Origin of the sequence: Intestinirhabdus alba, assembly GCF_009711095.1 — a bacterium.
Lineage (GTDB): Bacteria > Pseudomonadota > Gammaproteobacteria > Enterobacterales > Enterobacteriaceae > Intestinirhabdus > Intestinirhabdus alba.
Genome location: NZ_WMJZ01000017.1, coordinates 71802 through 94393 on the forward strand (window position 1 = coordinate 71802; position 22592 = coordinate 94393).

Genomic DNA, 22592 nt, shown 5'->3' on the forward strand with positions numbered 1-22592 from the left:
TCCCCTCCTCTGAAAAGAGACCGGACATGCGTTGGTATAGTATCTAAGCCGCCTTGTTGTTTACAACGGATGCCGTTCGCCTTTCTGCTGCGCCTCTCTTCCTGCGGCCTGAATCGCGCCGTGGCAGAGCGCAAGTAAACTGACGCTCCGGGCCGTCGCTCGCATCGCCAGAAAAGCAAAAAAGCGCAGAGGTGGATCCTTCACTTAACGCGAAGCAGATCCGCGTAGCGGGTGGTATAGCGCGGGGAGAGCCACTCCCTTTTCATCTGCCACTGCCGCTGAACACCCTGCCCGGCAAAATAGAGCGTCCCCCGCCCCGCTTTCGCATTCAGGCCGTCCAGCGCCGCCATCAGCTTTTCGCTGCCGGGACGCGGCGCGTTATCATCAAACAGATTAAGCTGCGCCACCCCGTGGCTGAAAAAATCACCGAGCATCACCCCCGCCTTTTGATAGCGTACGCCTTCGCGCCAGATGCTCTCCAGACAGCGCGTGGCCGCGCCGATAATATCCCGACTGTCCTGGGTTGGCGTAAGCAGCGTCACCGCCGCGCTGTTAGCATAGTAGCTTTCACCCGGCGCGAAGGGGCTGGTTTTAACAAAAGCGGAAATATGGCGACAGTACTGGCGCTCCGCCCGCAGCTTTTCCGCCGCGCGCGCGGCATAGCTGCAGATCGCCTGGCGTACCGGCTCGTAATCACCGATGCGATCGCCAAAAGAGCGGGAACAGATAATCTCCTGCTTCGCGGGGGCCATTTCTTCCAGCGCCAGACAAGGCTCCCCGCGCAGCTCCCGCACCGTGCGCTCAAGCACGACGCTGAAATGTTTTCTGATCAAACGAATATCGCTCTCCGCCAGCTGCAGTATATTTTCAATGCCCATTGCCGCCAGCCTTTTCGCGATACGCCGCCCTATGCCCCAGACCTCGCAGACCGGCATCTTCGCCATCAGTCTGCGCTGCCGTTCAACGCCCGATAGATCCACCACGCCGCCGGTCTGCTGCTGCCAGCGCTTTGCCGCATGGTTTGCCAGCTTGGCCAGCGTCATGGTCGGAGCGATGCCGACGCCGACCCGCAGGCGGGTGCGCTGCAGGATCGTCTCGCGAATCGTGCTACCCAGCGCCTGCAGATCGTAACGCTGATGAACGCCCGTTAAATCACAAAACGCCTCGTCGATGCTGTAAATTTCCACCCGGGGGGTCAGCTCCTCAAGAATCGACATCACCCGATCGGACATATCGGCATACAGCTCATAGTTGCTGCTGAAGCAGGTGACCCCGCAGCGGCGAAACAGCGCTCTCTGTTTAAACCAGGGCGCGCCCATCTCCACCCCGACGTCTTTTGCCTCGGCGCTGCGGGCAATCACGCAGCCGTCGTTATTCGACAGCACCACAACCGGCTTGCCTTTAAGATCCGGACGAAAGACCGTTTCGCAGGAAGCATAAAATGCGTTGACATCCACCAGGGCAAACATGCTTATTTTGTCGTCTTGATGACGTGCGTAACGACGCCGAAAATATCAAGCGTATCTTCGCGGCCTACGGGAATGGGTGAACAGGCTCCGTTCATCGGATTTAGCTGTACCCGGGGGCGGAGCTGCAGCTGCTTCACCGTAAACTCGCCGTCTATTGCCGCAACAACAATATCGCCGTGAGCGGCCCGGTAGGCGCTGTCCACCACCAGCAGATCGCCGTCGCCGATGCCGCCATCAATCATGGAATCACCGGCCGCCCTGACGAAATAGGTCGCGCTGGGGTGGCGGATCAGCAGCTCGTTCAGATCGATTCGCCGTTCGACATAATCCTGTGCGGGAGAGGGAAAGCCGCACCGGACGCTGTCGGAAAACAGAGGAACGCAAACGCGGTGGCGTAAATCAGCCAGGCTGTAGAACTTCATCTTCACCTTTCCCGGAACTACTGTATTTGTATACAGTAGTTGTAAATCATGCTGAGATCAAGCCCGGAAAGGAATGTCTGCGGTGCACTTCCCGCTTAGCCGTTTAATAAATAAACAAGCAGGCCGCTGGAAAGCGATTTTGGACGGTTATGCCACCCTTTTCAGACAGACCTCAGCACACCGGCTGCAGGCCTGGGCGCACGCCTGGCAGTGGTCGTATTGATGCCCGGCACACTCCTGGGCGCAGGCTTTACAGATGTCCGTACACAGACGACAAAGCTGCATCAGATAATCACTGCCGGACGCCATTAGCTGTGCGGTGAGGCGACAAACCGCCGCACACTGAATCGTCAGCCGAATACACGCTTTCATCATCGCCGGGTCGTGCTCCTCAAGGCAGGCCCCGGCGCAGCGATCGCACGCTGCCGCACATTCATAGCATAAATTGATACACGCCTGATGCTCCTGTTGCATAGCTGCCTCCTGATTTTTTAAGGATGAATGGCCCGGGCTGTGTCCCTTAACCGCTGGTGAGCGTCGACGCCACGCCCGATTAAGGGACACAAGGGACACAGCCTAAGTCTGCACAAAAAGTCGCTTAACGCCAGGCGGCATTTACCGCTGTCCGTCCGGCCATTGCGCCCTGCTCAGGATTAAATCCGCCAGAAATGGTAAGCCGCCAGAACTGAACTAAACTTAGGCTGTGTCCCTTAACCGGGCCTGAATGGCCGCCAGCGACGCTCACCAGCGGCTAAGGGACACGGCCTAATTCACGTAAAGCAAATCTTCACAATCAACTCAACAAGGATGCCCTGCATGAAAAAAATTGCTTTAGCGACTTCACTGCTTATCTCTGCCTTCTCGTTTGGCGCTATCGCCGCCGATCAGGTATCGAAAGAAGAAGTTGACCACTTCAGGCTGGTTAAAATTGGCAACATTAACGTGTCGCAAAGCGGCGGAGCGATCTCCTCCCCCAGCGATCTGCGTGCCGAGCTGTCAAAGCTGGCCGATGAAAAAGGCGGGAAATATTATCATATCGTTGCCGCCCGCCAGCATGGCCCTAATTTTGTCGCCGTCGCCGACGTTTATAAGGATGCAGATAAATAACGGGCGTCCTGCGCCGGTATCCGGCGGTGTCCCTTAACCAGACGTGGCGTCAACAATCGCCAGCGGTAAGGGACACCGCCTGCAGCGCAGCCATGAATTCGTCGTCCTGGATTTTTTACACGCTTCGTCCCTCTCCCTCTCGTATTGCTCTCCTGTGCGAACCGCAACCGTCGGCCGGTGCTCCGGTTACATCAAATCAATTAATGGCGTTTTAAAATTCCGCTTCGCAGCCGCAGCGACAGGACAATTTAGCGGGCCTCCGCCGCTCCCTAAGTCATATTTTTCAGATGAAATATTGCCGCATTAACAGCAACCAGGATTGTTCTTATTGTCATAAAAATAATTAATTTCACTTTAATCAGAAAGGGATTAAAGCGATGGATTGTCATCATTATTCATACGATTGTATTCGTCACCACGATGAATTAGAATGTTCCTGGTGATAGGGAAATGTATACAGGATGTATATGAAAATGAAATTTATTACAGAAGCGTCTGCTTTAATGCTGTTGAGCTGGTCAACTTCAGCCACGCCTTTATATTTTAACTCAACGGAAACAATCACCAGCGGCACATGGGATTGGGAAAACAAAGGCTATATCATTGGCGGTGGAGAGGGTAACGCCGGCGAATTGAACCTGAAAGGTTCCGCCAGTTATAATCACCCATTCACCATCGGTTTTAACGGGGGGAAAGGAACATTAACCCTCTCCGAATCAGCAAAAAACCTGAACGACAACACCTATTTTGAGGTTGGTTTTGTTTCTTCCGACAATAACTCAGTGAGCGACACTGAAGGCATCTTAACGATTAAAGGCCCTGATACGGGCACCATAACCTCGCTGGCTCTGCGTATCGGAAGTAGCGGAACCTATGACTGGAAGACCAGACGCGATAGCAAAGTCACGGGTACGCTAAATATTGTTGAAGGCGCAGTTCTGACCGTCGGCAAACCAACGGATTTTTCCAACAAGGCCTATGTGGGCTTTGGTAATACAAGCAACACGGGAATACTTAATATTTCCGGCGCTGGCAGCGCATTAAATTTAATAAATAACGCTCCATATTTCGGCGATTCTGTTGAAGACGGTTCGCTCTATCTCGGTTTTATTGGAAGAGGCATTCTGAATATTACTGAGGGCGGCAGCTTATACGCTGGAAGGATTAGCGCATCAACCACGCTCGCCGGCAAAGACGCCATCGCGGGGCTACTTCCTCCTTCCGCAGAGATCACTGTTTCAGGAGCCGGTAGCCAGCTTATCGTGGGAAGCCAGATGACGCTTGCGGCGGACGCGATGGACAATCTACAGCTTATAGACGCGAACGTCAGGCAAAAAGGGGCTGGCTCGGCCGTCCTTAATATCGAAGATTACGCAGAGGTAATTTTTGAGGCGAAGGCTAACACGGATATCGACGGCTTTGAAAATCCAGTCTCCGGTCTTTTTATGGCGGGCAGTGCCGGAACCTCAGCCACGGTTAATCTCAATAAAAACGGTTTCTTAACCATCGCAAACAGCATTCTGTCACCCGCTGAAGACGCTGTCGTCGCCGGGGACGGCGTCTATTCGTTTAATCTTAATGGCGGCACGCTGCGGGTGAATGACTGCAAGTATTGTGATAACAGGCTGTCCACCCGGGTTAACATGAACGTTCTGTCTGAATCGATACTTGAGGCCGATGATAATAAAGAGATGTATCTTAACGGCTCACTGGTTGGTAAAGGTGGAATAGTCAAAACGGGAGAGGGTCTGGTCGCTTTTTCCGGCATAAATAATTACCTCGGCGGAACAAGGGTGGAAGGCGGCGAGCTGCGTTCCGATGGCGATGGCGCATTCGTTAATAATACGGCTTACATTGTTAATGCCGGTACGCTGAACCTTAATAATCATGACCTGATCATGTCTCACCTTTCCGGCAAAGGCGGGGCTATCGACGTTACTGAAGCCAGCCTTACCATTAAACAAAATATGGACAGCCTGTACGCCGGCTCCTTTATCGGCTCAGGCCAGGTCGATAAAACAGGAAACTCAACGCTGTATCTGAGCGGCGACAGCAAAGATTATGGCGGCCTTTTCTCCGTGACGCAGGGCGGAGTCGACTCCTCCCTGGCTCTGGGTGGAAATATCGTTGTCCATAATGGCAGCAGGCTGTCTGCGGAAGGTTATCTCGGTAAAACCCACGTAAAAGAGGGCGGCGTTCTGCGAGTCGGCAGCTACTTTACTGATAAAGATACGCCCTCATACCTTGTGGTAGATGGTGACCTCACTAATGACGGAAGCGTAGCGATCGCCAGAAGCGGCAGCGCGGCGCAGAGGCAGCCAGGCAATGCGCTTTTCGTGCAGGGGAATTACATCGGCAACCAGGGCGAACTCTATTTTAATACCGTGCTGGGCAATGACGACTCCCTGACCGACCGGATGAGCGTTACCGGCGATACCTCCGGCACCACCTGGGTACAGGTCAACAACGTTGGCGGCACCGGTGATTACACCGACAAAGGCATTGAACTTATTCGCGTTGAGGGGCAGTCAGCAGGCCTATTTATTCAAAGAGATCGAATCGTTGGCGGTGCCTACGAGTATTATTTAAGCCGGGGTAAAGGTGCGGATTACAGCAACTGGTATCTTGTCAATACCAGGCCGGAGCCAACGCCGAATCCTCAGCCAGACCCGGTCCCTAATCCTGACCCTGGACCGACGCCCAATCCGCCCCCTGAACCGGCACCCACGCCGCAGCCGGTCCTTCGTCCGGAAGGTGGCGAGTACGCGGCCAATCTGCAGGCGGCAAATACGCTGTTTCTGCACAGGCTACACGATCGCCTGGGAGAGACGCACTATGTGGACGCTCTGAGCGGTGAGAAGAAGGTGACCAGCCTGTGGCTTCGCAACGTCGGCGGACACAAGCGCTCAAAGGATAACAGCGGTCAGATGCGCACTCAGGCCAACCGCTACGTGATGCAGCTGGGGGGCGATATTGCACGCTGGAGCAGTAACGGTAAAAACCGCTTCCATCTCGGCGTTATGGGCGGCTACGCCAATCAAAAGAGCAACACCCGCAATAGTTACAGCGGTTACAGGGCCGACGGCACTGTCGACGGCTACAGCGCCGGCCTTTATGCCACCTGGCTTGAGGATAACGCGCATAAAACCGGCGCTTATATTGACACCTGGATGCTTTACAACTGGTTTAATAACCGCGTAAGCGGCCAGCTGTTGCCCTCCGAAAGCTATAAGTCGAAGGGGGTAACCGCATCAGTGGAAGCGGGCTATACCTGGAAAACCGGGGAGAAAAATGCGCGTGAAAGCTATTACGTTCAGCCGGTGGCCCAGCTGACGTGGATGGGGGTAAAAGCCGACAATCACCGTGAAATGAACGGAACGTGGGTGCGCGGCGAAGGCAACGGAAATCTGCAGACCCGCCTTGGCCTCAGAACCTTTATTAAGGGGCACAGCCTGATTGATGAAGGTAAAGAGCGTATTTTTGAGCCTTTTGTGGAGGTTAACTGGCTGCATAATACCCGAATCTTTGGTTCGTCGATGAATGGTGTCTTCATAAAGCAGGCCGGCACACGAAACGTGGGCGAGCTGAAAGCGGGCGTTGAGAGCCAGCTCGGTCGGCATACTCATCTGTGGGGGAACGTGGCCCAGCAGATTGGTGATAAGGGCTATAGCGACACCCAGGCGATGGTGGGGATAAAGTACATTTTTTGACGCTGGGGCTACCTTCCCCGGCAGGTAATCCTGTCGGGGGAGGTTCGGCCTTCAGTATCGCGTCAGAGGTACTGAAGCCCCTCTGTTGTGGCACGCAACCGCATCTGAGGCCGGAGGCTAATCGCCCCCGGCCTTTTATTATGTCCCAGGGATCTCCTCTGGCTCAGGCGGCAGCGTCGGGCCGGCCCATAAAGCCGCCAGTCATTGCCCCGCTGGTGCAGATCGTAGAGTATTCCATCAGACATCATTGGCGCGGGCAGTGTGAACACGGACAGCGCACAGCTGCCGCTGGTCGCGGAAAATGCCGTAACGACCGTAACCGTGGCAAAGGATGGACAACAGTTGCGGTTTCAGGGAGGAGGTCTGGATAGCCATTCGATTTCTGATAATAAAAACGGGAACCCACTGGCTCCCGCTCTTGTTTAACCCGGCAGGTGGATTACATATTCGCGATAATCGCGTCGCCAAACTCTGAGCATTTCAGCAGCTTAGCGCCTTCCATCAGGCGTTCGAAGTCATAGGTCACGGTCTTGTTCGCGATCGCCCCTTCCATACCTTTAACAATCAGGTCGGCGGCTTCAAACCACTGCATATGGCGCAGCATCATCTCAGCGGAAAGGATAATGGAGCCGGGGTTAACTTTATCCTGGCCGGCATACTTCGGCGCGGTGCCGTGGGTGGCTTCAAACAGCGCGCACTCGTCGCCGATGTTGGCCCCCGGGGCAATGCCGATCCCGCCGACCTGGGCCGCCAGGGCATCGGAAATATAGTCACCGTTGAGGTTCATACAGGCGATCACGTCATACTCCGCCGGTCTTAGCAGGATCTGCTGCAAAAATGCGTCGGCGATAACATCTTTCACCACAATATCTCTGCCGGTATTGGGGTTTTTAATTTTCACCCACGGACCGCCGTCAATCAGCTCGCCGCCGAACTCTTCCCGCGCCAGCTGGTAGCCCCAGTCTTTAAACGCACCCTCGGTGAACTTCATGATGTTGCCCTTGTGCACCAGGGTGACGGAGTCGCGGTCGTTGGTGATGGCGTAATCAAGCGCCGCGCGCACAAGGCGCTTAGTTCCCTCTTCGGAGCACGGCTTAATGCCGATGCCGCAGTGCTCAGGGAAGCGGATTTTCTTCACGCCCATCTCTTCGCGCAGGAATTTAATCACTTTCTCCACGTCGGCAGAGTCCGCCTTCCATTCGATACCGGCATAAATATCCTCTGAGTTTTCCCGGAAGATAACCATGTCGGTTAGCTCAGGCTGCTTAACCGGACTTGGGGTACCCTGATAGTAGCGCACCGGGCGCAGGCAGACGTAGAGATCCAGCTGCTGACGCAGGGCCACGTTCAGGGAGCGAATGCCGCCGCCGACCGGGGTGGTCAGCGGGCCTTTGATCGCCACGCGGTACTCACGAATCAGATCCAGGGTTTCAGGAGGGAGCCAGACGTCCTGGCCATAAAGCTGGGTGGATTTTTCACCGGTATAAATTTCCATCCAGGAGATCTTACGCTCACCCTTATAGGCTTTCTCGACGGCGGCATCGACCACTTTAAGCATGGCCGGCGTGACGTCCACACCGATACCATCGCCCTCAATAAACGGGATAACCGGATTGTCAGGAACGTTGAGTTTACCGTTTTGCAGAGTGATCTTCTTGCCTTCCGCCGGAACAACTACTTTGCTTTCCATTCACTTCTCCTTCGAGCGCTTCTGGTTTGCTCGTTCGTCATCGCGCTGCACTGGCATGGCGACATGTGGCGCGAAGGCGTTAGAGCACTTTTTTGTTAATGATTTGTAATTAGCGTGTCAATACTACCCTATTGTTTGCTGCCATGAAAGGCACTCGTCAATAAGCTATAATGCGGCAATTGATACAAAGTGAAAACACCATGCAAAAAACATCTTTTAGAAATCACCGGGTTGACCGATTCAGCCCGCGACAAGTCGCTAAGCGAAAGCGGCAAAACCTGTCAAAACGTGTGGTTTTGTTCAATAAACCTTACGATGTATTGCCACAATTTACCGACGAGGCAGGTCGCCGCACCTTAAAGGATTTTATTCCGGTTCATGGCGTATATGCAGCAGGACGTCTGGACCGCGACAGCGAAGGACTGCTGGTGCTGACTAACGATGGCGCACTACAGGCGCGCCTGACCCAGCCGGGCAAGCGCACCGGGAAAATTTACTATGTGCAGGTGGAAGGCGTGCCGACGCCGGAGGCGCTGGAGGCCCTGCGCGGTGGCGTCACCCTCAACGATGGCCCCACCCTGCCCGCCGGCGCTGAGCGGGTCGCCGAGCCGGAGTGGCTGTGGCCGCGCAATCCCCCCATTCGCGAACGCAAAAGCATTCCCACCTGCTGGCTAAAAATAACGCTGTATGAGGGCCGCAACCGCCAGGTCAGGCGCATGACGGCGCACGTTGGCTATCCAACCCTGCGCCTGATTCGCTACAGCATGGGCGACTACACCCTGGACGGCCTCGGCAACGCCGAGTGGCGCGAACTGACAGCGGAGAAAAACCGATGAAATATCTGCCGATCCTCTTCGTCTTATTATCCGCTTCGCCCGTCGCCGGCGCGGCCAGCTTCGACTGCCAGAAGGCGAAAGCGGCGGATGAGAGAGCCATCTGCGCCCATCTGACGCTTAACGATAAGGACGTGGAAATGGCCACCCAGTACCGGTTCCTGAAGGGGCTGTTGGCGATGGGTGCCCGTGGCGCGCTTCAGGACGCCCAGCAGAGCTGGCTCAGCCAGCGCCGACGGTGTCAGGGCAGCGTGACCTGCCTGAACCGGGCCTATGACAAGCGGCTCGGGCAGCTTAAGGCTCTCTACGACGCCATTGATAAGCCACTATAAAAGGAACCGCCCATGTTCAGACCGCACGTTACCGTCGCCTGCGTTGTTCATGCCGACGATAAATTTCTGATCGTAGAAGAGACCATCAACGGCAAAGCGCTGTGGAACCAGCCTGCCGGCCATCTGGAAGCGAACGAGACGCTGGCCGACGCCGCCGCCCGCGAGCTGTGGGAAGAGACGGGCATTCAGGCCCGACCCCAGCACTTTATTCGTATGCACCACTGGATCGCCCCGGACAACACCCCTTTTCTGCGCTTTCTGTTTTCTATCGAACTTAACCAGGCGTGCGCTACAGAACCCCATGACGATGATATCGACCGCTGCCGCTGGCTGAGCGCCGAAGAAATTCTCAGCGCGCCAAATCTGCGCTCGCCGCTGGTTGCCGAGAGCATTCGCTGCTGGCAGAGCGGTGAACGCTACCCGCTGGCGCTGATCGGCGCATTTAACTGGCCGTTTACAGAGGGTGTCAAGTAAAGGGCCGCGTGATAGAATATGCCGCCTTGAAGTTCAATGTCGTGAGTATTCTAATGTCTGAAAGCCCAAAAAAAGCGATCGTCGGCATGTCCGGCGGTGTCGACTCCTCCGTTTCTGCCTGGCTGCTGCAACAGCAGGGCTATCAGGTTGAAGGCCTGTTCATGAAGAACTGGGAAGAGGACGACGGCGAGGACTATTGCACGGCGGCGGCGGATCTGGCCGACGCCCAGGCGGTCTGCGACAAACTTGGCATTGAGCTGCACACCGTTAACTTTGCCGCCGAGTACTGGGATAACGTGTTCGAGCTTTTCCTTGCCGAATATAAGGCGGGCCGCACCCCGAACCCGGACATTCTGTGCAATAAAGAGATCAAATTTAAAGCCTTCCTTGAATTCGCGGCGGAAGATCTGGGCGCGGACTACATCGCCACCGGCCACTATGTGCGTCGGGCCGACGTCGACGGCAAAAGCCGCCTGCTCCGCGGGCTGGATGACAACAAAGATCAAAGCTACTTCCTCTATACGCTCGGCCATCAGCAGATCGCCCGCAGCCTGTTCCCGGTCGGCGAGCTGACCAAGCCGCAGGTGCGCAAAATTGCCGAAGATCTGGGGCTGGTCACCGCCAGGAAAAAAGACTCTACCGGCATCTGCTTTATCGGTGAACGTAAATTCCGCGACTTTCTCGGCCGCTATCTTCCGGCGCAGCCGGGCAAAATCATCACCGTCGACGGCGATGAGATCGGCCAGCACCAGGGGCTGATGTACCACACGCTCGGCCAGCGTAAAGGGCTGGGCATCGGCGGCACCAAAGAGGGCACCGAAGATCCGTGGTACGTGGTCGATAAAGACGTTGAAAACAATATCCTGGTGGTGGCTCAGGGCCATGAGCACCCGCGGCTGATGTCCGTTGGCCTGGTTGCGCAACAGCTGCACTGGGTCGATCGCCAACCCTTTGTTGGCACCCTGCGCTGTACGGTGAAGACCCGCTACCGCCAGGCCGACATCCCCTGCACCGTTAACTCGCTGGATACCGATCGTATTGAAGTCATTTTTGACGAGCCCGTGGCCGCGGTGACGCCGGGCCAGTCGGCGGTCTTTTACAGCGGCGAGGTATGCCTTGGCGGCGGTATTATTGAACAGCGTCTGCCCCAGCCGATTTGATTACTCGATATACCATTATTCAGGTTGCAGCCGGACGGCTCTCCAGGCACGTGTTCACATCAGCGGCCGGCCTTATCACTCCGTCAGAAAACGGAGTCAACCCCGCGATGAATGAGAAACCTTCGCTGCCCACGCGCCGGTGCCTGAAGGAGAGTGTATTTTTACTTGATACAAGGAAGCAGTGACCGTGGCAAAGAATTACTATGACATCACCCTCGCGCTGGCCGGTATCTGCCAGTCGGCGCGCCTGGTGCAGGAGCTGGCGCATCGGGGACACTGCGACGCCGATGCGCTCCACGTTTCGCTGAGCAGCATCATCGATATGAACCCCGACTCAACGCTGGAGGTGTTCGGCGGTAGCGAAGCGAACCTGCGCCCCGGTCTGGAAACGCTGCTCGGCGTACTCAACGCCAGCAGCCGCCAGGGGCTGAACGCCGAGCTTACCCGCTACACCCTGAGCCTGATGGTGCTGGAGCGCAAACTGTCCGCCGCCAGAGGGGCGCTGGATACGCTGGGCGATCGCATCAGCGGTCTGCAGCGCCAGCTGGAGCACTTCGACCTGCAGTCGGAGACGCTAATGAGCGCCATGGCGGCGATTTACGTCGACGTCATCAGCCCGCTGGGGCCGCGCATACAGGTGACCGGTTCGCCCGCGGTGCTGCAAAGCCCGCAGGTGCAGGCCAAAGTTCGCGCCGCGCTGCTGGCCGGCATTCGCTCCGCCGTGCTCTGGCACCAGGTCGGCGGCAGCCGCCTGCAGCTTATGTTTTCCCGTAACCGTCTGACCACTCAGGCAAAACAAATTCTTGCTCATTTAACCCCGGAGTTGTGATCTATGGAATTATCCTCACTGACCGCCGTTTCCCCTGTTGATGGACGCTACGGCGATAAAGTCAGCGCGCTGCGCGGGATTTTCAGCGAATTCGGCCTGCTGAAATTCCGCGTACAGGTAGAAGTACGCTGGCTGCAAAAACTGGCCGCGCACGCGGCGATTAAGGAAGTTCCTGCTTTTGCTGCCGACGCAAACGGTTTCCTTGACGCCATCGTAGCCAACTTCAGTGAAGAAGACGCCGCGCGCATCAAAACCATCGAGCGCACCACCAACCACGACGTCAAGGCCGTTGAATACTTCCTGAAAGAGAAAGTGGCGGATATTCCGGCGCTGCACGCCGTATCTGAATTTATCCACTTTGCCTGCACCTCTGAGGATATTAATAATCTGTCCCACGCGCTGATGCTGAAAACCGCCCGCGACGAGGTGATTCTGCCTTACTGGCGTCAGCTGATCGACGCCGTGAAGGCGCTCGCCGTGGCGTATCGCGATATTCCGCTGCTCTCCCGCACCCACGGCCAGCCGGCGACGCCGTCCACCATCGGTAAAGAGATGGCCAACGTCGCCTACCGCATGGAGCGCCAGTACCGTCAGCTCAACCAGGTGGAGATCCTCGGTAAAATCAACGGTGCCGTCGGCAACTATAACGCCCACATTGCCGCCTATCCGGAGGTAGACTGGCATCAGTTCAGCGAAGCGTTCGTCACCTCACTGGGCATTCAGTGGAATCCCTACACCACCCAGATTGAGCCGCACGACTATATCGCCGAGCTGTTTGACTGCATCGCCCGCTTTAACACCATTCTGATCGACTTCGACCGCGACGTCTGGGGCTATATCGCGCTGAACCACTTTAAGCAGAAAACCATCGCCGGTGAAATCGGCTCCTCCACCATGCCGCACAAGGTTAACCCCATCGACTTTGAAAACTCCGAGGGCAACCTGGGGCTGTCCAACGCCGTGCTGCAGCACCTGGCAAGCAAGCTGCCGGTCTCCCGCTGGCAGCGCGACCTGACCGACTCCACGGTTCTGCGCAACCTTGGCGTCGGCATCGGCTATGCGCTGATCGCTTATCAGTCTACCCTGAAGGGCGTCAGTAAGCTGGAGGTGAACCGCGATCGTCTGCTGGACGAGCTGGATCACAACTGGGAGGTACTGGCCGAGCCGATCCAGACCGTGATGCGTCGTTACGGCATTGAAAAGCCGTATGAAAAGCTGAAAGAGCTGACCCGCGGCAAGCGCGTTGACGCCGAAGGTATGCAGCGGTTTATCGATGGCCTGGCCCTGCCGGAGCATGAGAAAACGCGGCTCAAGGCCCTGACGCCGGCCAACTATCTTGGCCGGGCCGTGACGATGGTTGATGAGCTGAAGTAATACAGGAGGCCGGATAAATCGTCCGGCGTTCCTGACTGCCGCCTCTTCTTCTCTTTCGGTTTAATAACGGTTTATCCTTTAATCAACATAATCAGCGATACGCTACTTCCGTGGCGTATCGCATTCGGGCTGCAGGACACCTTGCCATAATACGCCTTCATGCAGCGCGCGGCCGACGGGTTTGTCAACGGCGGCACGCCGGCAGGGCCGGGGTTGTGGCAAAGACAGGCCAGCGCCTGCAGCATGAGGTGTGACGAGGCACCGCTAATTGGGGAGAGTAAAAAGATGCGCGTACTGGTTGTTGAAGACAATGCGCTGCTGCGCCACCACCTGAAGGTTCAGCTGCAGGACGCCGGTCACCAGGTGGACGCGGCCGAAGACGCCAGAGAGGCGGATTATTATCTTAACGAGCATCTGCCGGACGTGGCGATTGTCGATTTGGGCCTTCCGGACGAAGATGGCCTCTCCCTGATCCGCCGCTGGCGCGGCAACGACGTTGTGCTGCCGGTGCTGGTGCTGACCGCCCGGGAAGGCTGGCAGGACAAGGTGGAAGTGCTCAGCGCCGGGGCCGATGACTACGTGACCAAGCCATTTCATATTGAAGAGGTCATGGCGCGGATGCAGGCGCTGCTGCGCCGCAGCAGCGGTCTGGCGTCTCAGGTCATATCGATTCCGCCGTTTCAGATCGATCTCTCCCGCCGCGAGCTGTCCGTCAATAATGAGACTATCCGGCTCACCGCCTTTGAATACACCATTATCGAAACGCTGATCCGCAATAACGGCAAAGTGGTCAGCAAAGATTCGCTGATGCTGCAGCTCTACCCCGACGCCGAGCTGCGCGAAAGCCATACTATCGACGTGCTGATGGGGCGTCTGCGCAAAAAAATCCAGGCGCAGTACCCCCATGAAGCCATCGCTACCGTGCGCGGCCAGGGCTATCTGTTCGAGCTGCGCCAATGAAGAAACTGCTGCGTCATTTTTTTCCGCTATCGCTGCGGCTACGCTTTCTGCTGGCGACGGCGGGGGTGGTGCTGGTGCTTTCGCTGGCCTACGGCATCGTCGCCCTGGTGGGCTACAGCGTCAGTTTTGACAAGACCACCTTTCGCCTGCTGCGCGGGGAAAGTAGCCTGTTTTACACCCTGGCGAAGTGGGAAAACAATCAGCTCCACGTGGAGCTTCCGGAAAATCTCGACAGGCAAAGCCCCGCCATCTCGTTTATTTATAACGAGCACGGCAAGCTTTTGTGGGCGCAGCGCGACATTCCCTGGCTGCGCAATGCGATCGATCCGGAGTGGCTGAGAAGCAACGGCTTTCATGAAATTGAAGCCGATGTGAACAGTACCAGTATGCTGATCAGGGAAGATCACTCTCTGCAGGAGCGGCTTAAAGCGGTGCGGGAAGAAGACGACGATGCGGAGATGACCCACTCGGTGGCGGTCAATATCTATCCGGCAACCGCGCGGATGCCGCAGCTGATCGTCGTGGTTGTCGATACCATCCCCATTGAGCTGAAGCACTCCTATATGGTCTGGAGCTGGTTCTTCTATGTGCTGGCGGCGAACCTGCTGCTGGTGATCCCCCTGCTGTGGGTGGCCGCGTGGTGGAGCCTGCGCCCTATCGAAGCGCTGGCCCGCGAGGTACGGGAACTGGAGGAGCACCACCGCGAGCGGCTTAACCCGGAAACCACCCGCGAGCTGATAAGCCTGGTGCGTAACCTGAACCGCCTGCTGAAAAGCGAGCGCGAGCGTTACGACAAATACCGCACCACCCTTACCGATCTCACCCACAGCCTGAAGACGCCGCTGGCGGTGCTGCAGAGCACCTTGCGCTCACTGCGCAGCGAGAAGACCAGCCTCGACGAGGCCGAGCCGGTTATGCTGGAGCAGATCGGCCGTATTTCCCAGCAGATTGGCTACTACCTGCACCGCGCCAGCATACGCGGCAGCGGCGTACTACAGAGCCGCGAACTGCACCCGGTTGCGCCGCTGCTGGATAAGCTCACCTCGGCGCTTAACAAAGTCTACCAGCGCAAAGGGGTCACTATCAGCCTTGATATCTCCCCCGAAATCAGCTTCGTCGGCGAACAGAACGACTTTATCGAAGCGATGGGCAACGTGCTGGATAACGCCTGTAAATACTGCCTTGAGTTCGTCGAAGTTCATGCCCGGCAGTGCGAGGAATTTTTGCATATCGTGGTGGAAGACGACGGGCCTGGCATTCCGCAGAGCAAGCGCGACATGATCTTCGATCGCGGCCAGCGCATTGATACCCTGCGCCCGGGCCAGGGGGTCGGCCTGGCGGTGGTACGCGAAATCGTCGAGCAATACGACGGCAGGATCGTCGCCAGCGACAGCCTGCTCGGCGGCGCGCGCATGGAGGTCACCTTTGGACGCCAGCATCCGGGGCAGAAAGAGGAGCGGGCGTCGTCGCGCGTGATAGACGCACACCATTAAGCCTTCGCGGTATCGCCCCGCCGCCGAGGTCAGGTACACGACAGCGCAGCAGCCCGCAAGATAAGGTGGATACCCTAAATAATTCGAGTTGCAGGACAAAACGCAGCGCGTTTTGAACAGCCTCAGGGCTGGCCCCGAAGGGGTGAGACCCCAGGGCCGAATAAAACCAACGCACATGCAACCTGAAGCATAACGGGTATATACTCGGTGACAACCACCAGCCTGCGGATACCCAATATGGAATACCAATTAACGCTCAACTGGCCCGACTTCCTTGCTCGCCACTGGCAAAAACGCCCGGTGGTGCTGAAGCGCGGCTTCGCCCACTTTATTGACCCACTCTCGCCTGACGAGCTGGCGGGGCTGGCGATGGAAAGCGAAGTCGACAGCCGTCTCGTCAGCCATCAGGATGGCCGCTGGCAGGTCAGCCATGGCCCTTTCGAGAGCTACGATCATCTCGGCGAAACCTGCTGGTCCCTGCTGGTGCAGGCCGTCAATCACTGGCACGAGCCGGCCGCCGCCCTGATGCGCCCGTTCCGCGCCCTGCCGGACTGGCGGATCGACGATCTGATGGTTTCTTTTTCCGTGCCCGGCGGCGGCGTAGGCCCGCATCTGGATCAGTATGACGTGTTTATCATTCAGGGCAGCGGTCGCCGCCGCTGGCGGGTCGGTGAGAAGCTGAAGATGCGGCAGCACTGTCCGCACCCGGATCTGCTGCAGGTGGACCCGTTCGAGGCCATTATTGATGAGGAGCTGGAGCCGGGCGATATTCTCTATATTCCGCCGGGCTTCCCTCACGAAGGCTATGCGCTGGAAAACGCCATGAACTACTCGGTGGGCTTTCGCGCCCCCAACTCCCGCGAGCTTATCAGCGGCTTCGCCGATTACGTTCTGCAGCGCGAGCTGGGCAGCACCTGGTACAGCGATCCGGATTTACCGCCCCGCGCCCATCCTGCCGATGTGCTGCCGCAGGAGATGGACAGGCTGCGCGAAATGATGCTGGGGCTGATTAACCAGCCGGCGCATTTTCAGCAGTGGTTCGGGGAATTTATCTCTCAGTCCCGCCACGAGCTGGATATCGCCCCGCCGGAGCCGCCCTGGCAGCCGGATGAGATCTTTGACGCCCTGAAGCGGGGCGAGACACTGGTTCGCCTCGGCGGGCTGCGGGTGCTGCGCATTGGCGATGAGGTGTATGCCAACGGTGAGAAAATTGACTCTCCGCACCGCCCGGCGCTGAACGCGCTTGCCGACCATATTACGCTGACCGCCGGGAGCTTTGGCGACGCGCTGGAGGACCCGTCGTTTCTTGCGACGCTGGCCGCGCTTATCAACAGCGGATACTGGTTCTTTAAAGAAGAGGCATAGCGGCCCTTAAACGCCGGATAACGCGGCCAGCGTCGCGTTATCCGGCACGCTTTATCGGCCCGACGGCGTGGGGATCGGCTGCTTCGCCGTCAGCTCCGCGATCCGCACAATCACCTGCACCGCCTTTTCCATCCCTTCAAGGGTCACAAATTCATGTTTGCCGTGATAGTTATAGCCGCCGGTGAACAAATTCGGGCACGGTAGCCCCATAAACGACAGCTGGGCACCGTCGGTGCCGCCGCGAATCGGCTTCATGTCCGGTTTAATGCCGCAGTCATCCATCGCCTGGCGGGCAATATCCACAATGTGCGGATGCTCCACGACCTTTTCACGCATATTGTAGTAGCTGTCTTCGATAGCCAGTTCGATGTAGCAATCCGGATGCAGCCCCTTACCCACCTTTTTGGCGATCTCCATCATTTTACGCTTGCGCGCTTCGAACTGCTTCCGATCGAAGTCGCGAATGATGTAGTGCATGTCGGCCCGATCGACGCTGCCCTTTATGCTCGCCAGGTGATAGAACCCTTCATAGCCGCTGGTCTTTTCCGGGCTTTCCTCCGCCGGCACCTCGGCGTGGATGCGCGCCGCCAGCGACAGGGCGTTGACCATCACCCCTTTCGCGGTGCCGGGATGAACATTATTGCCGACGATCCTGATATTCACCGAGGCGGCGTTAAAGTTTTCAAACTCCAGCTCGCCGACCCCGCCGCCGTCAACGGTATAGGCCCAGCGTGCGTCAAAGGCCGCGACGTCAAAGTGCTTCGCCCCTTTACCCACCTCTTCATCCGGGGTAAAGGCGACGCGGATATCGCCGTGGGGAATATTTTTCGCTTTCAGTACCGCCAGGGCGGTCATGATTTCCGCAATGCCGGCCTTATCGTCCGCCCCAAGCAGCGTTTTGCCGTCGGTGGTAATCAACGTCTGCCCCAGCAGCTGATGCAGCACCGGGAACATCACCGGCGAGAGCACCTCATCACCAATGCCCAGCGCGATATCGCCGCCGCGATAGTTTTCGACGATTTGCGGGTTTACGTTTTTACCGCTGAAATCCGGCGAGGTATCCACATGGGAAATAAAACCAATGGCAGGAATATCGCCAGGAATATTGGCCGGAAGCGTCGCCATCAGCGTGCCCTTTTCGCTTAAGGTCACGTTGGACAGCTCCATCTCTTCAAGCTGATCTTTGAGCAGGTGTAATAATTTCCACTGGCCTTCCGTGCTGGGAACCTGCCTCACTCCGACCTTTGATTGGGTATCCAGCGAAACATACTGTAGAAATCGCGCTAATAATTTATCCATGCAGTCACCCTCGCTTTTCGAGTCAACATTATCAGTAAGCTATTAAAGTTAAATATTGCGTCAGGTCACTTTTATCCCTGCAAATAAGAATATTTCTCCTCCTGCCCTTCTGACTATAGGGCCAACCCGCTAATTCGCAACAAGGATTGGCGATTCCGGCCGTTTGCCGTAGAATGTGCGCCCTCATTACCAATTCAGGCTGCTAAGGTGGTTAACCACAACCCCCGCGCCGGTTAGCCATCCGGTGCGTCGACATGGGACAGAGTAAAAAATTGAATAAACAACCGCATTCGCTTTCACCGCTGGTGCTTTTATCGGGAATTAGCAAGAGTTTCGATGGCAAAGAGGTCATTTCCGCCCTCGATCTGACGATAAATAACGGCGAATTCCTGACGCTGCTCGGCCCTTCCGGCTGCGGCAAAACCACCGTACTGCGCCTGATTGCCGGGCTGGAGAGCGTCGACGCCGGCCGGATCGTCCTGGATAACCAGGATATCACCCACGTTCCGGCGGAGCACCGCTATGTAAACACCGTCTTTCAGAGCTATGCGCTGTTTCCCCACATGACCGTCTTTGAGAACGTCGCCTTCGGCCTGCGGATGCAGAAAACCCCTGCGGCCGAGATCGCCCCCCGCGTCACCGAGGCGCTGCGCATGGTGCAGCTGGAGGCGTTTGCCCGGCGCAAGCCGCATCAGCTCTCCGGCGGACAGCAGCAGCGCGTGGCCATCGCCAGGGCGGTCGTGAATAAGCCGCGCCTGCTGCTGCTCGACGAATCGCTCTCGGCGCTGGATTACAAGCTGCGTAAGCAGATGCAGAACGAGCTGAAGGCGCTGCAGCGTAAGCTCGGCATTACCTTCGTGTTCGTCACTCACGATCAGGAAGAGGCGCTGACCATGTCCGACCGCATCGTGGTGATGCGCGACGGACGAATCGAGCAGGACGGCACCCCGCGCGAAATCTACGAGGAGCCGAAAAACCTGTTTGTCGCCGGTTTTATCGGGGAAATCAACCGCTTTACCGCCACCGTTATCGAGCGGCTGGACGCGCAGCGCGTGCGCGCCAACGTTGAGGGCCGCGAATGCAATATCTACGTCAACTTCGCCGTCGAGACGGGGCAGCGGCTTAACGTGCTGCTGCGCCCGGAGGATCTGCGCGTGGATGAGATCAACGACGACAGCCCCATTGAAGGGCTGATCGGCTACGTGCGCGAACGCAACTACAAAGGCATGACTCTGGAGTCGGTGGTGGAGCTGGAAAATGGCAAGATGGTGATGGTCAGCGAGTTCTTTAACGAAGACGATCCCGACTTCGACCACTCTCTCAACCAGAAGATGGCCATTAACTGGGTGGAAAGCTGGGAGGTCGTACTGGCTGATGAAGAACACAAGTAAACTGCAGAATGCGGTGATCGTCACCATCGTCGGCTGGCTTGTGCTGTTTGTCTTCCTGCCCAACCTGATGATCTTCGTCACCAGCTTTTTGACCCGCGACGACGCCAGCTTTGTCAAAATGGTCTTTACGCTGGACAACTACGCGCGCCTGATCGATCCGCTCTATCTGAAAGTGCTGCTGCACTCGCTTAATATGGCGCTGATCGCCACCCTCGTCTGCCTGGGGCTCGGCTATCCGTTCGCCTGGTTTCTGGCAAAACTGCCCGCAAAGGTGCGGCCGCTGCTGCTGTTTCTGCTGATCGTGCCCTTCTGGACCAACTCGCTGATCCGCATCTACGGGCTGAAAATGTTTCTCAGCACCCGGGGCTATCTCAACGAGTTCCTGCTGTGGCTGGGGGTGATTGACGCGCCGGTGCGCATTATGTACACCCCGACGGCGGTGATTATCGGCCTGGTTTATATCCTGCTGCCGTTTATGGTAATGCCGCTGTGGTCCAGCATTGAAAAGCTGGACAAGCCGCTGCTGGAGGCGGCGCGCGATCTGGGGGCCGGCAGGCTGCAGACCTTTATCCGCATTATCATCCCGCTGACGATGCCGGGCATCGTCGCCGGCTGCCTGCTGGTGATGCTGCCCGCGATGGGGCTGTTTTACGTCTCCGACCTGATGGGCGGGGCCAAAAACCTGCTGATTGGCAACGTCATTAAGGTGCAGTTCCTGAACATTCGCGACTGGCCATTTGGTGCCGCCACCAGCATCACGCTGACCATCGTGATGGGGCTGATGCTGCTGTTTTACTGGCGCGCCTCCCGGCTGCTGAACAAGAAGGTGGAACTGGAATGATCGGTCGACTCCTGCGCGGCGGCTTTATGACCGCCATCTATGCGTATCTCTATATTCCCATCATTATCCTGATCGTGAACTCCTTTAACAGCTCGCGTTTCGGCATCAGCTGGCAGGGGTTCACCGGCAAATGGTACGCTCTGCTGATGAACAACGACAGCCTGCTGCAGGCGGCCCGGCACTCGCTGACGATGGCGATTTTCTCGGCGACCTTCGCCACCCTGATTGGCTCGCTGACCGCAGTGGCGCTCTACCGCTACCGCTTTCGCGGCAAGCCGTTCGTCAGCGGAATGCTGTTTGTGGTCATGATGTCGCCGGACATCGTGATGGCCATCTCCCTGCTGGTGCTGTTTATGCTGCTCGGCATTCAGCTGGGGTTCTGGTCGCTGCTGTTCTCACACATCACCTTCTGCCTGCCCTTCGTGGTGGTGACGGTCTACTCGCGCCTGAAGGGCTTCGATGTGCGGATGCTTGAGGCGGCAAAGGATCTGGGGGCCGGCGAGGTGACCATCCTGCGCAAAATCATCCTGCCGCTGGCGATGCCGGCGGTGGCGGCAAGCTGGCTGCTAAGCTTTACCCTGTCGATGGACGACGTGGTGGTATCGTCGTTCGTCACCGGGCCGGGCTATGAAATTCTGCCGCTGAAGATTTACTCGATGGTTAAGGTCGGCGTCTCGCCGGAAGTCAACGCGCTGGCCACCATTCTGCTGGTGCTGTCGCTGGCGATGGTGATAGCCAGCCAGCTTATTGCTCGTGATAAAACCAAAGGCCGCTAAGGTCAAAACTCAGGGGACGTTAAATGAAAAAATGGTCACGCCGCCTGCTTGCGGCAGGCGCGCTGGCGCTGGGTATCAGCGCTGCTCACGCCGACGACAACACGCTCTACTTCTACAACTGGACCGAGTACGTGCCGCCGGGACTGCTGGAGCAATTCACCAAAGAGACCGGCATCAAGGTTATCTATTCGACCTATGAGTCGAACGAAACCATGTACGCCAAGCTGAAAACCTACAAGGACGGCGCCTATGACCTGGTGGTGCCCTCCACCTACTACGTCGATAAAATGCGTAAAGAGGGGATGCTCCAGAAGATCGACAAGTCACAGCTTCCCCATTTTAATAACCTCGATCCGGAGATGCTCAACAAGCCGTTTGACCCGAACAATGACTATTCTATTCCCTATATCTGGGGGGCCACGGCCATCGGCGTTAACGGCGAGGCGCTCGATCCGCACAGCGTCACCCGCTGGGCCGACCTGTGGAAGCCAGAGTTCAGGGGCAGCCTGCTGCTGACCGACGACGCGCGCGAAGTATTCCAGGTGGCGCTGCGCAAGCTGGGCTACTCCGGCAACACCACCGATCCCAAAGAGATCGAGGCCGCTTATAACGAGCTGAAGAAGCTGATGCCCAACGTGGCGGCGTTTAACTCCGACAACCCGGCCAACCCGTATATGGAAGGCGAGGTCAATCTGGGAATGGTGTGGAACGGCTCGGCGTTCGTGGCGCGTCAGGCGGGCACGCCGCTGGAGATCGTCTGGCCTGAAGAGGGCGGCATTTTCTGGATGGACAGCCTGGCGATACCGGCAAACGCCAAAAATAAAGCGGCCGCGCTGAAGCTGATCGACTTCCTGCTGCGCCCGGAGGTGGCGAGGGAAGTGGCGGAAACCATCGGCTATCCCACGCCCAACCTCGCGGCGCGTAAGCTGTTAAGCCCGGAGGTCGCCAACGATAAGTCTCTCTATCCCGACGCGGAAACCATCAGCAAGGGCGAGTGGCAGAACGACGTCGGCGCGGCCAGCGCGATCTACGAAGCCTATTTTCAGAAGCTGAAAGCAGGCCGGTAA

Annotated in this window: 20 protein-coding genes; 15 read left to right on the forward strand and 5 right to left on the reverse strand. The window is 57.3% G+C overall.

Annotated elements, in window-relative coordinates:
• Positions 1–200 precede the first annotated feature (200 nt).
• The 3 genes from GJV78_RS13260 to GJV78_RS13270 all read right to left on the reverse strand — a co-directional run bounded on the left by GJV78_RS13260 (position 201) and on the right by GJV78_RS13270 (position 2365).
• The gene (locus GJV78_RS13260; RefSeq protein ID WP_155108810.1) at positions 201–1469 is read right to left on the reverse strand and encodes a Y-family DNA polymerase; all 1269 of its coding nucleotides are present in this window, start codon (positions 1467–1469) and stop codon (positions 201–203) included.
• Between the two features lie 2 nt (positions 1470–1471).
• A complete protein-coding gene (locus GJV78_RS13265; protein ID WP_155108811.1) occupies positions 1472–1891 on the reverse strand; it encodes a translesion error-prone DNA polymerase V autoproteolytic subunit in 420 nt (139 codons plus the stop codon).
• 147 nt (positions 1892–2038) lie between these two features.
• Positions 2039–2365, reverse strand: coding sequence for a four-helix bundle copper-binding protein (locus GJV78_RS13270; RefSeq protein ID WP_155108812.1), 327 nt, complete (start codon positions 2363–2365; stop codon positions 2039–2041).
• Positions 2366–2707: 342 nt separating this feature from the next.
• Here GJV78_RS13270 and GJV78_RS13275 point away from each other — a divergent pair, with 342 nt between their 5' ends.
• Together GJV78_RS13275 and GJV78_RS13280 are read left to right on the forward strand one after the other, a co-directional pair.
• On the forward strand, positions 2708–2998 hold the full coding sequence (locus GJV78_RS13275; RefSeq protein WP_155108813.1) for a YdgH/BhsA/McbA family protein: 291 nt from the start codon (positions 2708–2710) through the stop codon (positions 2996–2998).
• A gap of 473 nt (positions 2999–3471) precedes the next feature.
• Positions 3472–6708, forward strand: coding sequence for an autotransporter outer membrane beta-barrel domain-containing protein (locus tag GJV78_RS13280; RefSeq protein ID WP_230979135.1), 3237 nt, complete (start codon positions 3472–3474; stop codon positions 6706–6708).
• A gap of 439 nt (positions 6709–7147) precedes the next feature.
• Here the strand turns inward: GJV78_RS13280 and icd are convergent, their stop codons facing one another.
• Positions 7148–8398, reverse strand: coding sequence for an NADP-dependent isocitrate dehydrogenase (gene icd, locus GJV78_RS13285; protein ID WP_155108815.1), 1251 nt, complete (start codon positions 8396–8398; stop codon positions 7148–7150).
• Positions 8399–8568: 170 nt separating this feature from the next.
• Here icd and rluE point away from each other — a divergent pair, with 170 nt between their 5' ends.
• The 9 genes from rluE to GJV78_RS13330 all read left to right on the forward strand — a co-directional run bounded on the left by rluE (position 8569) and on the right by GJV78_RS13330 (position 17218).
• On the forward strand, positions 8569–9234 hold the full coding sequence (gene rluE / locus GJV78_RS13290) for a 23S rRNA pseudouridine(2457) synthase RluE (protein ID WP_155108816.1): 666 nt from the start codon (positions 8569–8571) through the stop codon (positions 9232–9234).
• Complete coding sequence (locus GJV78_RS13295) at positions 9231–9563, forward strand: lysozyme inhibitor LprI family protein (RefSeq protein WP_155108817.1); 333 nt, start codon at positions 9231–9233, stop codon at positions 9561–9563. Before rluE ends, GJV78_RS13295 begins: the two co-directional genes overlap by 4 nt.
• 12 nt (positions 9564–9575) lie before the next feature.
• The gene (locus GJV78_RS13300) at positions 9576–10037 is read left to right on the forward strand and encodes an NUDIX hydrolase (protein ID WP_155108818.1); all 462 of its coding nucleotides are present in this window, start codon (positions 9576–9578) and stop codon (positions 10035–10037) included.
• A 53-nt stretch (positions 10038–10090) separates the two neighbouring features.
• The gene (mnmA, locus tag GJV78_RS13305) at positions 10091–11197 is read left to right on the forward strand and encodes a tRNA 2-thiouridine(34) synthase MnmA (protein ID WP_155108819.1); all 1107 of its coding nucleotides are present in this window, start codon (positions 10091–10093) and stop codon (positions 11195–11197) included.
• 187 nt (positions 11198–11384) lie between these two features.
• Positions 11385–12026, forward strand: coding sequence for a high frequency lysogenization protein HflD (gene hflD / locus GJV78_RS13310; RefSeq protein WP_167519564.1), 642 nt, complete (start codon positions 11385–11387; stop codon positions 12024–12026).
• A 3-nt stretch (positions 12027–12029) separates the two neighbouring features.
• Complete coding sequence (gene purB / locus GJV78_RS13315; RefSeq protein ID WP_155108820.1) at positions 12030–13400, forward strand: adenylosuccinate lyase; 1371 nt, start codon at positions 12030–12032, stop codon at positions 13398–13400.
• Positions 13401–13685: 285 nt separating this feature from the next.
• On the forward strand, positions 13686–14360 hold the full coding sequence (gene phoP / locus GJV78_RS13320) for a two-component system response regulator PhoP (RefSeq protein WP_155108821.1): 675 nt from the start codon (positions 13686–13688) through the stop codon (positions 14358–14360).
• Positions 14357–15853, forward strand: a complete 1497-nt coding sequence (gene phoQ, locus GJV78_RS13325; protein ID WP_155108822.1) for a two-component system sensor histidine kinase PhoQ — start codon at positions 14357–14359, stop codon at positions 15851–15853. Before phoP ends, phoQ begins: the two co-directional genes overlap by 4 nt.
• Positions 15854–16090: 237 nt before the next feature.
• Complete coding sequence (locus GJV78_RS13330) at positions 16091–17218, forward strand: ribosomal protein uL16 3-hydroxylase (RefSeq protein ID WP_155108823.1); 1128 nt, start codon at positions 16091–16093, stop codon at positions 17216–17218.
• 51 nt (positions 17219–17269) lie between these two features.
• Here the strand turns inward: GJV78_RS13330 and pepT are convergent, their stop codons facing one another.
• Positions 17270–18517 carry a peptidase T gene (gene pepT / locus GJV78_RS13335; RefSeq protein WP_155108824.1) on the reverse strand — a complete coding sequence of 416 codons (1248 nt, stop codon included), beginning with the start codon at positions 18515–18517 and terminating at the stop codon, positions 17270–17272.
• A gap of 254 nt (positions 18518–18771) precedes the next feature.
• Between pepT and potA the strand changes: the two genes are divergently transcribed.
• Genes potA through potD form a run of 4 tightly spaced genes read left to right on the forward strand, consistent with a single transcriptional unit; the run spans position 18772 to position 22592 of the window.
• Positions 18772–19908, forward strand: coding sequence for a spermidine/putrescine ABC transporter ATP-binding protein PotA (gene potA / locus GJV78_RS13340; RefSeq protein ID WP_155108825.1), 1137 nt, complete (start codon positions 18772–18774; stop codon positions 19906–19908).
• Positions 19892–20749: a spermidine/putrescine ABC transporter permease PotB gene (gene potB / locus GJV78_RS13345; RefSeq protein ID WP_155108826.1), complete on the forward strand. Its 858-nt coding sequence runs from the start codon at positions 19892–19894 to the stop codon at positions 20747–20749. The genes potA and potB overlap by 17 nt, the downstream gene beginning before the upstream one ends.
• Positions 20746–21525: a spermidine/putrescine ABC transporter permease PotC gene (gene potC, locus GJV78_RS13350; RefSeq protein ID WP_155108827.1), complete on the forward strand. Its 780-nt coding sequence runs from the start codon at positions 20746–20748 to the stop codon at positions 21523–21525. Before potB ends, potC begins: the two co-directional genes overlap by 4 nt.
• A gap of 23 nt (positions 21526–21548) precedes the next feature.
• Positions 21549–22592, forward strand: coding sequence for a spermidine/putrescine ABC transporter substrate-binding protein PotD (gene potD / locus GJV78_RS13355; RefSeq protein ID WP_155108828.1), 1044 nt, complete (start codon positions 21549–21551; stop codon positions 22590–22592).

Bases quoted from the DNA above. Each gene is read 5' to 3' on its own strand.
- phoQ (WP_155108822.1), top strand. From the start codon at position 14,357: ATGAAGAAACTGCTGCGTCATTTTTTTCCGCTATCGCTGCGGCTACGC.
- mnmA (WP_155108819.1), top strand. From the start codon at position 10,091: ATGTCTGAAAGCCCAAAAAAAGCGATCGTCGGCATGTCCGGCGGTGTC.
- purB (WP_155108820.1), top strand. From the start codon at position 12,030: ATGGAATTATCCTCACTGACCGCCGTTTCCCCTGTTGATGGACGCTAC.
- rluE (WP_155108816.1), top strand. From the start codon at position 8,569: ATGCGGCAATTGATACAAAGTGAAAACACCATGCAAAAAACATCTTTT.
- GJV78_RS13260 (WP_155108810.1), bottom strand. From the start codon at position 1,469: ATGTTTGCCCTGGTGGATGTCAACGCATTTTATGCTTCCTGCGAAACG.
- potC (WP_155108827.1), top strand. From the start codon at position 20,746: ATGATCGGTCGACTCCTGCGCGGCGGCTTTATGACCGCCATCTATGCG.
- GJV78_RS13295 (WP_155108817.1), top strand. From the start codon at position 9,231: ATGAAATATCTGCCGATCCTCTTCGTCTTATTATCCGCTTCGCCCGTC.
- icd (WP_155108815.1), bottom strand. From the start codon at position 8,398: ATGGAAAGCAAAGTAGTTGTTCCGGCGGAAGGCAAGAAGATCACTCTG.
- GJV78_RS13270 (WP_155108812.1), bottom strand. From the start codon at position 2,365: ATGCAACAGGAGCATCAGGCGTGTATCAATTTATGCTATGAATGTGCG.
- GJV78_RS13330 (WP_155108823.1), top strand. From the start codon at position 16,091: ATGGAATACCAATTAACGCTCAACTGGCCCGACTTCCTTGCTCGCCAC.
- potB (WP_155108826.1), top strand. From the start codon at position 19,892: ATGAAGAACACAAGTAAACTGCAGAATGCGGTGATCGTCACCATCGTC.
- GJV78_RS13280 (WP_230979135.1), top strand. From the start codon at position 3,472: ATGAAATTTATTACAGAAGCGTCTGCTTTAATGCTGTTGAGCTGGTCA.
- potD (WP_155108828.1), top strand. From the start codon at position 21,549: ATGAAAAAATGGTCACGCCGCCTGCTTGCGGCAGGCGCGCTGGCGCTG.
- pepT (WP_155108824.1), bottom strand. From the start codon at position 18,517: ATGGATAAATTATTAGCGCGATTTCTACAGTATGTTTCGCTGGATACC.
- phoP (WP_155108821.1), top strand. From the start codon at position 13,686: ATGCGCGTACTGGTTGTTGAAGACAATGCGCTGCTGCGCCACCACCTG.
- GJV78_RS13275 (WP_155108813.1), top strand. From the start codon at position 2,708: ATGAAAAAAATTGCTTTAGCGACTTCACTGCTTATCTCTGCCTTCTCG.
- GJV78_RS13265 (WP_155108811.1), bottom strand. From the start codon at position 1,891: ATGAAGTTCTACAGCCTGGCTGATTTACGCCACCGCGTTTGCGTTCCT.
- potA (WP_155108825.1), top strand. From the start codon at position 18,772: ATGGGACAGAGTAAAAAATTGAATAAACAACCGCATTCGCTTTCACCG.
- GJV78_RS13300 (WP_155108818.1), top strand. From the start codon at position 9,576: ATGTTCAGACCGCACGTTACCGTCGCCTGCGTTGTTCATGCCGACGAT.